Annotated in this window: 14 protein-coding genes; 3 read left to right on the top strand and 11 right to left on the bottom strand. The window is 45.8% G+C overall.

Annotated features, from left to right (window positions below; translation table 11 throughout):
• Nucleotides 1-210: 210 nt before the first annotated feature.
• The 3 genes from INR79_RS05095 (at nucleotide 211) to INR79_RS05085 (ending at nucleotide 3,024) form a co-directional block, all read left to right on the top strand.
• Nucleotides 211-717, top strand: coding sequence for a sigma-70 family RNA polymerase sigma factor (locus INR79_RS05095; protein ID WP_230690586.1), 507 nt, complete (start codon nucleotides 211-213; stop codon nucleotides 715-717).
• Nucleotides 710-1,426, top strand: a complete 717-nt coding sequence (locus INR79_RS05090; protein ID WP_004407925.1) for a DUF3379 domain-containing protein — start codon at nucleotides 710-712, stop codon at nucleotides 1,424-1,426. The genes INR79_RS05095 and INR79_RS05090 overlap by 8 nt, the downstream gene beginning before the upstream one ends.
• Nucleotides 1,427-1,734: 308 nt before the next feature.
• Nucleotides 1,735-3,024 carry an outer membrane protein transport protein gene (locus INR79_RS05085; protein ID WP_223096234.1) on the top strand — a complete coding sequence of 430 codons (1,290 nt, stop codon included), beginning with the start codon at nucleotides 1,735-1,737 and terminating at the stop codon, nucleotides 3,022-3,024.
• Between the two features lie 49 nt (nucleotides 3,025-3,073).
• On the opposite strand, the gene INR79_RS05080 is transcribed toward INR79_RS05085, so the two are convergent.
• The 11 genes from INR79_RS05080 to ccmA all read right to left on the bottom strand — a co-directional run bounded on the left by INR79_RS05080 (nucleotide 3,074) and on the right by ccmA (nucleotide 13,119).
• Nucleotides 3,074-4,915 carry an ABCB family ABC transporter ATP-binding protein/permease gene (locus INR79_RS05080; protein ID WP_262415381.1) on the bottom strand — a complete coding sequence of 614 codons (1,842 nt, stop codon included), beginning with the start codon at nucleotides 4,913-4,915 and terminating at the stop codon, nucleotides 3,074-3,076.
• A gap of 162 nt (nucleotides 4,916-5,077) precedes the next feature.
• Nucleotides 5,078-5,842 carry a VacJ family lipoprotein gene (locus tag INR79_RS05075; protein WP_004407919.1) on the bottom strand — a complete coding sequence of 255 codons (765 nt, stop codon included), beginning with the start codon at nucleotides 5,840-5,842 and terminating at the stop codon, nucleotides 5,078-5,080.
• 139 nt (nucleotides 5,843-5,981) lie between these two features.
• Nucleotides 5,982-7,202 (bottom strand): c-type cytochrome biogenesis protein CcmI, encoded by a 1,221-nt coding sequence (gene ccmI, locus INR79_RS05070; protein WP_022603592.1) that lies wholly within the window; start codon nucleotides 7,200-7,202, stop codon nucleotides 5,982-5,984.
• Nucleotides 7,199-7,693: a cytochrome c-type biogenesis protein gene (locus tag INR79_RS05065; protein WP_223096232.1), complete on the bottom strand. Its 495-nt coding sequence runs from the start codon at nucleotides 7,691-7,693 to the stop codon at nucleotides 7,199-7,201. The genes ccmI and INR79_RS05065 overlap by 4 nt, the downstream gene beginning before the upstream one ends.
• The gene (locus INR79_RS05060; protein WP_022549984.1) at nucleotides 7,690-8,244 is read right to left on the bottom strand and encodes a DsbE family thiol:disulfide interchange protein; all 555 of its coding nucleotides are present in this window, start codon (nucleotides 8,242-8,244) and stop codon (nucleotides 7,690-7,692) included. Before INR79_RS05060 ends, INR79_RS05065 begins: the two co-directional genes overlap by 4 nt.
• Nucleotides 8,245-10,221 (bottom strand): heme lyase CcmF/NrfE family subunit, encoded by a 1,977-nt coding sequence (locus INR79_RS05055; protein WP_223096230.1) that lies wholly within the window; start codon nucleotides 10,219-10,221, stop codon nucleotides 8,245-8,247. It abuts the gene before it with no gap.
• Nucleotides 10,218-10,703 (bottom strand): cytochrome c maturation protein CcmE, encoded by a 486-nt coding sequence (gene ccmE / locus INR79_RS05050; protein ID WP_004407909.1) that lies wholly within the window; start codon nucleotides 10,701-10,703, stop codon nucleotides 10,218-10,220. The genes INR79_RS05055 and ccmE overlap by 4 nt, the downstream gene beginning before the upstream one ends.
• Complete coding sequence (gene ccmD / locus INR79_RS05045; RefSeq protein WP_004407907.1) at nucleotides 10,700-10,906, bottom strand: heme exporter protein CcmD; 207 nt, start codon at nucleotides 10,904-10,906, stop codon at nucleotides 10,700-10,702. Before ccmD ends, ccmE begins: the two co-directional genes overlap by 4 nt.
• Nucleotides 10,907-10,909: 3 nt before the next feature.
• A complete protein-coding gene (locus INR79_RS05040) occupies nucleotides 10,910-11,662 on the bottom strand; it encodes a heme ABC transporter permease (protein ID WP_004407905.1) in 753 nt (250 codons plus the stop codon).
• 169 nt (nucleotides 11,663-11,831) lie between these two features.
• Nucleotides 11,832-12,500 (bottom strand): heme exporter protein CcmB, encoded by a 669-nt coding sequence (gene ccmB / locus INR79_RS05035; RefSeq protein ID WP_004407903.1) that lies wholly within the window; start codon nucleotides 12,498-12,500, stop codon nucleotides 11,832-11,834.
• 1 nt (nucleotide 12,501) lies between these two features.
• Entirely contained in the window at nucleotides 12,502-13,119 is a 618-nt protein-coding gene (ccmA, locus tag INR79_RS05030) for a cytochrome c biogenesis heme-transporting ATPase CcmA (RefSeq protein ID WP_200765893.1), read from the bottom strand.
• Nucleotides 13,120-13,158 lie beyond the last annotated feature (39 nt).

The raw sequence follows: 13,158 nt of genomic DNA, 5'->3' as shown, positions 1-13,158 counted from the left end.
ATTTTTGTTCACAGAAGCCATTCGCAACTTTTTTGAACAATGTCTTATAGACACTCCAAAATCTTCTTAACAAAAAGTTCGCTTGCTTTCAGCAGGTTAGAATTAAGAAGTGTTGACCTTCCATAGACACAACCAGAGCAAACGGAGGCTCAGGTGTCGATAATCGATTTTTTTGGAAAGAAAAAAGAGAAGCGTCCGGTCAATTCTGATATGGACAAGCAAAAAAGATACGAAGCGCTCGTGCGCGCTTATCATACCGACCTGTATCGCTATGCGTACTGGTTGTGTAAGGACAGCCATGTCGCAGAAGATTTGGTTCAGGAAACCTGTTTAAGAGCCTGGAGAGCAATTGATAGTCTTCAGGATGAGAAAGCAGCGAAATCTTGGCTCATTACGATTCTGCGCCGTGAAAATGCACGTCGTTTCGAGAGAAAACAGTTAGAATTGGTGGATATTGATGACCACGGGAATGATGCAAAAGTCAGTGATGACCCGCATCACCAACAACAGTGGCTTCAAAATCAGATTATGAAATTAGAGATCGAGTATCGCGAACCGCTGTTTCTCCAAGTTGTTGGAGGGTTTAGTGGCGAAGAGATCGGGCAGATACTGGAATTAAATAAAAACACAGTAATGACTCGATTGTTCAGAGCCAGAAACCAGCTCAAAGAGATGCTTGAAGATTCTCAATCGGATATGGGGGTGCATAATGGATGATTTAGAATTTCGCCGTCGCATTATGTCAGATCCAAAAGACAGGGACGACGAAATCGAAATGGCGATTTCTGAAAACAGTGCCAACGGTAAATTTGTCGATGACATTTTAAGCCTGGATGCACAGATAGAAAAAGCGATGAAGGTAGATGTACCAGATGGCTTGGCAGATCGTATTTTGTTTAACCAAAGTGCCGAAACCGAGCAGCCAAAGTTTGCTAAGAAAGCGCTTGCGATGGCAGCATCTGTAGCCTTTGCTTTTGGACTGTTAGTAGGACAAGTAAACTGGGGCGGATTGGTTGTTACACCAGCATACGCGACGTTAGCAAATACTGCTTTGGCGCATGTAACAGCTGAAAAGCCATTTATTAATCCTATTGATGAAAACGTGTCTTCAACTCAGATTAACGTGAAAATGAAGCCATTTGCGTACCACTTCTCGCAAAACTTCCCTTATCACGTTTATTACTTAAACCACTGTGGGTTTGGCAAATCTAACGCCATGCATATGGTGTTTGAAGGTGAACATGGTCGGGTGACACTTTTTGTTACCAATATTCCGGCACCTAAGTCTGAGAAATTTGTGAAAGACGGCATGTCAGGCATCGTGATGCCTTTAATGGATGCCAGTATGGTAATCGTAGGTAGCATGGATGAAGATGTAGAGAAAATCGCGGAAACGCTGAAACCTATAATTCATCCTGCTAGCTAAGCACTATAACAATGCCTCATCACTTCGATGGGGCATTTTTTTATCTTCTGAATCCCGCCAATTATTCTTACCATCTTTACCACTGGTAATTGACACACTTCACAACAATTTACTGTGCTTTTTTCCTCATTTCCTGAATGTTATCTACGCTTTAAACAATGGTCGGATTTCATTTAATGGTTCTCAGAATTAATATCTCCGCCATTGAGTAAAAGCTCAACTAAAAGCAGGGTTACCTACCCCTATAAAAGGTAGGTATGTACAGTTCCAAGCAACTGACTTGGAAGAAAAATAATAAGGTAAATCCTATGAAAAACTCGCGTCTGTTTAAAAAAACGGTTATCGCTACCACTATTGCTCTCGCCTCTCAACAAGCTATCGCGGCTGGTTTCCAGCTTAATGCTCAATCTGCGACTGGTCTTGGCCGTGCTTTTGCAGGTGATGCAGTAATCGCAGATAACGCTTCAGTAATGGCGCGTAACCCCGCTGCTATGGCTCTATTCGATGAAACTTCGCTTTCACTGGGTGTTACAACTATTACTTCTATGATTGAGGTAAAAGATGCGAAATATACTTACGCGAATGCTCTAGCGGGTCCAACAGCCGGATACATGTCAACAGTTGATTCGAATTTCGATAACGCTGGTGACACATCTATTGTTCCAAACCTGCACCTTATTGTTCCGCTAAATAACAAGTTCGCGATTGGTGCGAACGTATATTCTAACTTTGGAACGAAAACTGAATTTGACGATACCTTCGTTGGTTCAGAATATGGTGGTCTGACTGACGTTAAAAGTATGAATATAGGGTTATCAGCTTCATATCGCCTGAACGAACAAGTTAGCCTAGGTGCTGGTTTAGACTTGATATACGGTTCAGGAAAAATGCAGCGTAAGCTTAGTAGTAAGCTGACTCATGTACCTACTGGCACAACTCCTCCAACAACAGATCTTTCTGGTGTTACGGCTTTGGATGTTGATGCTTCTGGTTGGGCACTTGGCTTTAACCTTGGTGCTGTTTATGAGTTAGATGAAAACAATCGATTTGGTCTTTCTTACCGAAACAGCCCAACACTTAAAGCCAAAGGCGACGTGACTACAACGGCAGGTGTATCCAAAGACGACACTTTGCTGATGCCTTTACCTGATATGGCTGAGTTCTCTGGTTACCATCGCTTAGATGGCACTGACTTCGCAGTACACTACAGCGTTCAATGGATCGGCTGGACTGCTTTCGAGAAGCTTGAAGCAGAGGAGGCTGGAGTCCTGAATGAATACAAGTGGCAAAATGGTATGCACTATTCATTAGGCGCCACATATTTCCTAAACCAAGATTGGACTCTTCGCGCTGGTTACATGCATGATACGAGCGCACAAAACGAGCTAACCTCAATTTCAGTACCAGATTCAAACCGTAACTGGTTCTCTGCCGGGTTTACTTATTCTATTGATGCACAATCAAACGTAGACTTTGGTGCGACTTACCTACTTGGTCAAGACGTAGAAGTTAAAGAGAAGAAAAAAGTTAGTAGTATTGAAGGTACTACACGTGCAGATGCAATATTGCTAGGTGTTCAGTACAGCCGTACTTTTTAACTTTTCTTAGAAAGAAAATCAGACCGGCACTCGCCGGTCTTTTTTGTTTTTATTCTCTTAACTGGCTTTGCCACATTTGAGCATATTGGCCGCCTTTTTTGAGTAAGGCTTCGTGAGAACCACGCTCGATAATCTGACCTTGAGAAAACACCACTATCACGTCTGAATCTACAATCGTTGAAAGCCTGTGGGCGATGGTCAATACCGTTCTTCCTTTTCCCATTTGTTTGAGGCTCTCCTGAATCTCACGCTCTGTTTCTGTGTCCAGAGCAGATGTCGCTTCATCAAGCAACAAGATAGGCGGGTTCTTTAGCAATGTTCGGGCGATTCCAACACGTTGCTTTTCTCCTCCTGACAGTTTCAAACCTCTTTCACCAACCTGAGTCTGGTATCCATCGGGTAACTGTTCTACAAAAGTGTGTATCTTCGCAGCTTTAGCGGCTTGTACGACTTCTTCGTAAGTGGCATCTGGTCGACCATAGGCGATGTTGTAATAGATAGAGTCATTGAACAGCACTGTATCCTGAGGCACCACGCCAATCGCATTGTGCAAGCTATCCTGAGTAACATCACGCAAGTCCTGACCGTCTATCCGTATCGCTCCGCTGGTTACGTCATAAAAACGAAACAGCAATCGACCTAAAGTAGATTTACCAGAACCAGATGAGCCTACAATCGCAACCGTCTGCCCCGCCTCAATATTAAGTGAGATGTTATTCAGGATTTGTCTTTGAGGATCATAGTGAAAATCAATCTGATCAAACACCACCTCTCCTTGTTTAACATCTAGGTCCGGTGCGTTTGCTTTATCTTTTACATCAGGAACTTGTCTGAGTAAGTCAAACATCTCGCCCATATCAATCAGTGACTGACGAATCTCCCGATACACATAGCCGAGAAAGTTCAGGGGCATCATCACTTGCATCATGTAGGCATTGACCATGACAAACCCACCCACCGTCAATGCACCACTGCTCACATCTCTCACAGCCAGCAGCAGTGCCAGAACCATACCACCATTTATCAGCAGCGCTTGCCCTAAATTCAATAAGGCGAGTGAATTGACAGTTTTCAGAGAAGCGGCTTCAAACCCTTCCATAGAATCGTCATAACGTTTGGTCTCGCGCTTTTCTGCGCCAAAATACTTAACCGTCTCAAAGTTCAACAGGCTATCAATGGCTTTTTGGTTAGCGTCTTTGTCTTTTTCATTCATCTCTTTTCGGATACGCACGCGCCATTCGGTCACTTTTGCGGTGAATACGATGTAAGTCGTCACCGTCACACTGACCACCAGTAAGTACCAGAAATCAAAAGCAAACAACAAAATGATTGAGATGAGTATCAGTTCCAGAAGCAAAGGACCGATACTGAACAAAATAAACCGGAGCAGAAAGTCGATGCCTTTCACTCCTCTTTCCATTACTCGGCTCAGCGCGCCCGTCTTTCTGGTTACGTGATATCGCAATGAAAGTTTGTGGATGTGAGAAATGGTTTCTAAAGCCACCGAGCGAAGAGCACGCTGACCCACTTTGGCAAACACGACATTTCGCAATTCTTCGAATCCAACCTTGAAGACTTGGTTCATACCATAAGCGACAACCAGCCCAATCGCACCAAGCGCAAATAGCCACTCTTGTTCATTGCTTTCACCCGCTAAAAGGTCAACAACCGCTTTGTACAGAAAAGGGGCAAAGACAGCGACAAGCTTAGAAATGCCCAAAGCAACCATAGCAATCACCGCACGTTGTTTTACCCATGGCTTGTCTTCTGGCCAGAGATAAGGGGAAATCTTTCTAATGGTGTGCCAGCCACTTTCGCGTGCCTGGTTCTCGACCGCCTGATTATCTGGGATTGCGGTCTTATCCGTTTCTACATTGCTGGCGTCTGACATGTGCTTCCTATTCTATTTTTAGTTTTACTTAGGTCGACCCTAAGTATAGAGAGATAAATCGAAGGCTTGTTGATCCCGTCGCTCAATGTAAGACGTTTGAGAAACAAAAAAGCCTAACGAAATTTCGTTAGGCTCTCTTTAATTGAAATTGCTTTCTGCAAACTACTCGAATTCTTCATCAAGATATTCGTCTAAGAAGTCTTCTTCATCTTCTTCGAAGGTTTCGGTTATGCCCGCTTTAAAGTCTCTTCTCTGAAGATAAACATCTCGTGACAGCGCATACGGATCAGGTGAAGATTCCAGTGTTCCTTCCTGTGGTATCAGCAGGTAACGTTTTTCCATACCTTCAAGTGCCCACTTTCCAAGCCCAGCCCAGAAATTCAGGAGAGATAGGGGTACGTACATGCCATCGACGGTATCGGTCGTTTTTCGCAACGTGATGGGACCATAACCTGGCACCATAAAATACGGACCATTGCCTACCCCGTGATAACCAAGCATGTCACCAAATGCCCGCTCGTCGTATTTGGTGATCCCAGCAGCGGTCGCCACATCAATAAAGCCCAACAGACCAACCGTGGAGTTAATCCAGAAACGGTTGAAATGAGTCAGAGCCAGTTCACCCTCTCCCATCAGCAGGTTGTTGATCATACTTGCTGGTTCATCAAGGTTAGCGAGAAAGTTGGCTATACCACCACGTATCGGCGTTGGCACTGTTTCAACATAAGCCACCGAAATTGGGCGAACAATGTAAGGATCAAGATAATCGTAGTTGATATCAAACATCGCTCGGTTAAAGCTTTCAAACGGGTCGTTTGGATGAGATACGTCAGCTTCGGCATTTTCCCCTTCCGGCACAGAGGAACAGCCAACGGCAAAAGCCAACATCGCGAGCAAGAGCCAGGAACCAATTCTATTTAACAACATAGTCCTTTACCAAAAAAACAAAGACCGGCTGGTAGCCGGTCTTCCTATCAACTCGCTTTATTCTAATGATTTCATAATAATCAGCAATATGAATTGATAGCGATCCATAGGTTCTGTCGACCTAACGTAAGACAATACATTAATAACGTTTATCTATGATTAACGCAACACTATCCCCTAAATTAGCAACATCGCTTTCACCGTGCCAATCACCGTCACGCGTTGCAACATTGCCATCAGTATCAAGCCTTGCTTTCACCACCAGCTCATCCAAAGAAGAAAGCTTGATATCTTGGAGCATGCTGTTGCCATCATCGAGTACAACCGTGCGAGGGAATGTTCCGAGCGGATAACGCGCCGCTGCCACGGGCATCGGGCTGCCGTCCGCTCTGTGTACAGATACGATCAATACAGAGTTTGGATCAGGGTTTATGCCTTCTCCTAAGGAAACATTCACCTGAACAGATTGCCCTGGGGCAGCTCCTGTATCACCCATTTTCTTCTTCGCGCTCTGAATACTCCTTTCCAGCATTTCATAGCGGTTATCAGACGGTCCAATCATTTTCTGCATCGCTCCCCAGTAACGGATTGCAGCAGCATAATCGGTACGCTCAAACGCATCAAAAGCCAAAAGCGAGAATACGCGAAGGTCAACCATATCCTGCTGAACCAATCTATGGAGCAGCGACCTCGCCTGATTTTGGTCTACCTCATCTGAAGACAGCATTAATGCCTGCGCATAGCCAAGCTGAATATCCGTGTCTTTTGGCTCTAGTCGATACGCTTTCTTCATTGAACCAATAGCGGTGGTAACATCACGGTTTGCTAGGGCAATTCGCCCGAGTAACATCCAACCCGTTGAATCTTCTGGCTGATGATGAAGACGTGTACGCAGCGCCAGAGTCAGATCTTTCATTTCGTCATCAGTCAGTGCCTGACCTTGTGGAGACATCAACTTTTTCGTCAGCGCAGGAAGGTTACCTTCTGCCTGATGCCAATCCACAACTTTCTGTGAACCACCGAATTGGAAGTACATGCCATATGACAGTGCCGCCACAAACAGAACCGACGGGATCGCAACCATTGCTGTCGAAATCTTGGTTGTCGCTTCGTCCTTTTTGGCTTTTGGCACATCATCCAGCAAGGTTTGTTTCAGGTCAGCAATAAGGTCTTGCTGGTTTTCAACCAACCCTTCTTTGGCTTCTTCTTCAAGTTCATTCAAGCGATCTCGGTAAAACGCTTTATTGAGTTCGTCACGGCGAGCATCATCATTAACGGCACGCTTCTGAATTAAAGGAAATGCAATTAATACACTGGAGATAGCGATGATTGCTGCTGTAGCTATCCAAAAAAATGTCATTTTTTCGCGTCCCCATTGTTATCGTCTTCTTTAAGTAGAGCCTGTAATTGCGCTTCTTTCTCTGCATCCCATTTTTCGTCAGTCACTTTTTCAACGACTTTCTGTTTGCCCCGGCTACGCACGACAATCAAACCAAAGCCAATTACCAGTACCGCAACGGGACCGAGCCAAAGAATAGAAGTTGCCGCTGTAATTGGGGGGTTGTAAGTCACGAAGTTACCGTAGCGTGCGATCATGTAGTCTATGATTTCCTGTTCAGACTTACCCTCTTTCAGCATTTCATACACTTTTTGGCGCAAGTCCTGAGCAAGAACGGCGTTGGAATCGCCGATAGAGTTGTTCTGACATTTCGGGCAGCGCAGGGTGTGACCAAGCTCTTTAAACAGTTGTTCCTGCTCAACCGTGTCAAACTCATAAATCTCAATACTAGCGAGCGCAGGCACAGTTAAGATTGCCAAGCCGAGTAAAAATCCACGCAGTTTGCTGATCATTTTGCCGCCTCCTCTATCAGTCTCTGATAAATCGGCTCTAACGTTTCTGCCCAGTTTTTCTCGTTCACATCTCCGACATGGCGGTACTGAATGACACCTTTAGCGTCGACGATAAAGGTTTCCGGAGCACCATAAACACCCAGATCCAATCCGAGCATTCCATTTCCATCAAACAGGCTAATCAGGTACGGATTCCCGAGTTCATTCAGCCACTGCACCGCTTTGTCTCGGTTGTCTTTGTAGTTCAGACCGATAATTTTGACATCTTTAGAAGCCAGCTCATTCAGGTATTTATGCTCCGCATAGCAGGTCGGGCACCAAGTCGCCCAAACATTGATAAGCAAAGGTTCACCAACAAAGATATCCTGCTCATAAAGCTTGCCGGGTTCCGCCAGATCTTCGAGTTTGAAGTTAGGGACGGGCTGACCAATGAGCACAGATTCCAGCTTTGTAGGGTCGTCTCCATCTGCATTGCGACTTAATTGAGTTGCAAAAACTGCCACCAAAATTAGAAAGAAAGCTAACGGGGCAAATAAAATATTTCGGTTCATTTATGCCTCCTTTTCTTTCAATGCAGCGGCAGATTTAGAAGATTTTCTGAAACGGTATCGCTTATCGCTAATGGCAACCACACCGCCAATTGCCATAAACAGACTGCCCAACCAAATCCAGCGAACAAACGGTTTGTAGTAAATTCTCACGGCCCACGCTTCGCCGTCATCGAGTCGTTCACCCATGGCAATATACAGATCACGAGTTACGCCACGATCTATCGCTGCTTCCGTCATCATAGATTTAGCTGTGCGGTAGAAGCGTTTTTCAGCGTGAAGCACGTTTACAAACTTGCCGTCTTTGGTGATTTCGAAATCGGCAATGTAGCCGTCGTAGTTTGGACCATCTTTGTCACGTAGCCCCTGGAAGTAGAAGTTGTAACCCTGGATCTGGAAGTTCTCACCCGGTGCCAGCCTCACATCACGTTCAATGCTGTAGTTCTGCACCATCGCGATACCAATCACCGTGATTGCCATACCAATGTGACCCAGCATCATCGCCCAGTGGCTTCTTTGCAGCTTGGTAACACCTACTTTGAATTCGTGGCGATGTGTCGCTCGTTGATGAAGCTCGAAGCCATGCATAGCGATAATCCAGATTGCCATCACCCAGCCAAGAAACGCTAAAGCTTCGAATTTATCCGCCAGTAGGAAAACGAAACCCGCTCCCAATACAACAGACAGAACACCAGAAACAATCATGGGTTTAACTAAGCTGGTGAGGTCATCGCGCTTCCAGCGAATCAAAGGACCAATACCAAGCAGGAAGGCGAAAGGCACCATTAGCCAAGTAAATAACATGTTGAAGAAGGGCGCACCGATAGATACAGAGCCTAATCCAAGTTGCTTGTGAACCAGTGGAAGTAATGTACCTACCAAAACCACAACCAGTGCCGCCACCAAAATGATGTTGTTTGCAAGCAAGGCGTTTTCACGAGAAAAGAGTTCAAAGTTGCCGCGAACCCGAACCGTGGAGCCTTTTAGAGCAAACAAAAGCAGTGAACCGCCGATGATAAACACCAGGAAGCCTAGAATGAACATGCCGCGAGACGGATCGGAAGCAAATGCGTGAACCGACACCAAAATTCCCGAGCGCACAAGGAATGTTCCAAGCAAACTCAATGAGAAAGCCGAGATTGCCAGTAGCACAGTCCACGCTTTAAAGGTACCGCGTTTCTCCGTTACCGCAAGAGAGTGCATCAACGCTGTGCCCGCTAACCATGGCATAAAGGACGCATTTTCAACTGGGTCCCAGAACCACCAGCCTCCCCAGCCTAGTTCGTAATACGCCCACCATGAACCGAGAGCAATACCCAGAGTCAGAAACAGCCAGGCGGCGGTAGTCCATGGTCTGGACCAGCGTGCCCACGCGGTATCTAAACGCCCGGTCATCAGAGAAGCGATAGCAAAAGAAAACGCGACAGAGAACCCGACGTAACCCATGTACAACATAGGAGGGTGAATAATCAGTCCCGGATCCTGAAGTAACGGGTTCAAATCTCGACCGTCTACCGGGAAAAATGGCAGAGTACGCAAGAAAGGATTGGAAGTGACGATAATAAACAGCAGGAAACCTACTGTAATCATCCCCATTACCGCTAAAACACGGGCAACAGACTCTTGGGGCATACCTCGGCTAAACGTGGCGACAGCGACTGTCCAGGCTGCCTGAATCAGTACCCAAAGTAGTAAAGACCCCTCGTGAGCACCCCAAACCGCCGTTAAACGATAATACCAAGGTAACTGGCTGTTTGAGTTTGTCGCGACATAAGTCAGGGTGAAGTCATTTGTGTAAAACGCCCACAACAGCACCAAAAACGACGCCATTAACAGAAGGAACATCCCCCATGACAGCGGTCTCGCCGTATTCATCAATGTGATGTTGTTTTTAGAAGCACCAACTAATGGCAGGATACTCAACAATACCGCAAAGCCGAGCGACACAATCAGGGCAAAGTGCCCGAGTTCTGCAATCATTGTGTGCTCTCCGCTTTCTGCTCGTCAGTATAGGTAAGAGGCTCATGCACTTTTTCCATTGCCTCTGCTATTTCTGGTGGCATGTATTCTTCATCGTGCTTGGCAAGTACTTCAAACGCCTCAATGGTCGTTGCATCTCTCAATACGCCTTGCGCCACAATACCCTGACCTTCGCGGAAGAGATCCGGCAATATGCCGTCATACAGAATCGTTACCTTAGGACCGACATCGGCAAGGTCGAACTGTACTTGCAGGGATTTAGAATTACGGACTACAGAACCTTCCACAACCATTCCGCCGATACGCAGACGCTGACCGACTTCTGGTTTGGTTCCGTCAGGCTTACCATGGACTAGCTCTGTGGGGGTATAAAACAGGTCCATATTCTGATTCAGTGCGTAAAGCATTAAACCTATGGTTGCGCTCAAGCCAAAAAACAGTGCGAGAATCAGCCCGAGTCTTTTTTTACGTCTTGGGTTCATAATGTGTTCTCCATGTTTTTAGCTGCGTCAATACGAGCCTGACGATCAATTTTCGCGTTTACTTCACCCAGTAAATCTTTACTGCGTTTGATGCTAGCAAAAAGCAGGATCAGCATGGAGAGAAAAGTGATGCCAAAAGCACCCCATACATATGAGGCGTAGCCGCCCATAGCAAGAAAATCACTGAAAGAATCGAAATGCATGGGCTACCTCTTAACGCCAAGTGGAGATGATGCCAACGCTTGAACCCAAGGACGGTGGCTCTCTTTGCTTATGATTTCATTCTTGAATCGGATCAGAGTCAGTGCTCCAAAAAAGAAAGCGAAACCAAGAATATTCAGCAGTAGCGGCCAAAGCATGTCGTTAGAGATAGAAGGCTTGGCAAATTTGGTAATGGTTGCCCCTTGGTGAAGGGTATTCCACCATTCAACGGAGAAATGAATGATAGGAAGGTTGATTACGCCGACTATTGCCAGTATCCCTGCTGCTTTAGCCCCAGTTTTCTGATCGTCAAACGCGTGATACAGCGCGATCACGCCAAGATATAGGAACAACAGGATCAATTCAGAAGTTAAACGAGCATCCCAAACCCACCACGTGCCCCACATTGGTTTACCCCATACAGCGCCTGTTACAAGGGCAATAAAGGTGTATACCGCACCAATTGGTGCCATGGCAGCGGCTGCCATATCTGACAGCTTTAACTGCCAAACCAAACCTATAAAGGCGGCAATCGCCATCGACATGTAAACCCCCATCGACCAGATAGCCGAAGGGACATGGATGTAGATGATTCGAAAACTGTCACCCTGCTGATAGTCGGAAGGCGCGTAAGCCAGCCCCCAAATGGTACCGGTGACGAGAAACACAGCCGCAAGAATAGAAAACCATGGCAAGAGCTTGTCGCTCAGCCTATAGGCGTTCTCGGGCTTGGCATAGGGATGTAGCCATTTCCACATGGTTAAGGTCTCACTCTTACTTCTAGGGCTTCCTTATTTAAGACTCTAGCGGTCCACGGAAGTTGTAATATTAATTTTGAAATTGCGAGGTTTAGAGACTGTCATCTTTAAACCTGTAGCACATTCCTATCACTTTAACGGAATGTTAACTAAAAAAACTTGTTCAATATCAATTGACACTTATGCGCAGTGATGCACTTATCGCAAATGGTGTTAATGTTGCCGCTCCCGCAAGCATTGCACCAAGAATTGCCAGTTGTCCGTTATACGCAACGCCTAAGCCCGCTGCGTCAATTGCTGATGTTGCAAAGATTAAGATCGGAATATAGAGCGGTAACACAAGGAGGCTCAGAAGTACCCCGCCTTTTTGCAACCCGACAGTTAGTGCGACGCCAATTGCCCCGACAAAGCTCAACGTAGGCGTGCCGATGAGTAACGTTAAAACAACGGCACTCCAAGTATTAAAGTCTAAAGACAGCAAAATAGCCAAAAGCGGACTAATAAGAATCAGAGGCACACCAGTAAGTAGCCAGTGAGCAATCACTTTCGCCATAACGGCTAAAGGTAAAGGGATGGGCATCAGCATCATTTGCTCAAGTGCGCCATCCTGGAAGTCGTCACGAAACAGCCTTTCAAGAGAAAGCAGTGCGGAAAGTAAAGCGGCTACCCAAACGATTCCTGACGAAATTCTGGCAAGCAAATTGGGCTCAGGACCGATACTCAACGGAAAGAGTGTAACCACAATAATAAAGAACCAGAGCGGGTTTAAGATATCGGCCTGTCGGCGAAATGCGATTAATAATTCCCGACGGACGATGGCTACCATGGCGCTTATCATATTAATCACCCAACTTGATTTTTCTTAGTAGAGAGTTGTCGGTAAACATGTCTTGGTGCGTGGTCAGCAAAACCATTCCACCTTTCTCAGCATGCCCTGCGAATAGAGATTCCAATACTTTGACGCCTTGTTTATCTATCGCAGTTAAAGGCTCATCAAGAATCCAGAGTGGGTGCTCACTTAACCATAAACGCGCCAATGCAACCCGGCGCTGCTGACCCGCAGAAAGCTTGCCAGCAGAGATATCCTCTCTTCCTGCTAAACCAACCTGAGCAAGTGCTTTCCATAATGTGTCTTCGTCACTCTTTCCTTGATGAACTTGCATGTAGTAAGCAAGATTTTCGTATGCACTCAGCTCTTTTTTTACGCCTGTTTGGTGTCCGAGAAACAGCAGGTCTGAATGGTATTCTTCCCTTGAAGAGAAAATGCTCTCTCCTTTCCACTGAATTTCGCCACTCTCTGAGTCTCCAAGCCCTGCGACAATTCTCAATAACGTGGTTTTTCCAGTTCCATTTCGACCTTCAATTTGGAGTAGATCTCCAGGGTTTACTTGAAAGGAAAGAGACTCGAACAACACTCTTTCATCACGAACAGCAGTAAGGTTGGATACGTCTAACATGGTAAAAGTCTTGATTTTATTGAGGGTATATCTTAGCAC

The organism is Vibrio sp. SCSIO 43132 (assembly GCF_019904195.1).
Lineage (GTDB): Bacteria > Pseudomonadota > Gammaproteobacteria > Enterobacterales > Vibrionaceae > Vibrio > Vibrio nigripulchritudo.
The sequence above is the reverse complement of the archived record's forward strand: the minus strand, read 5'-3'. Positions and strand labels throughout refer to the sequence as shown.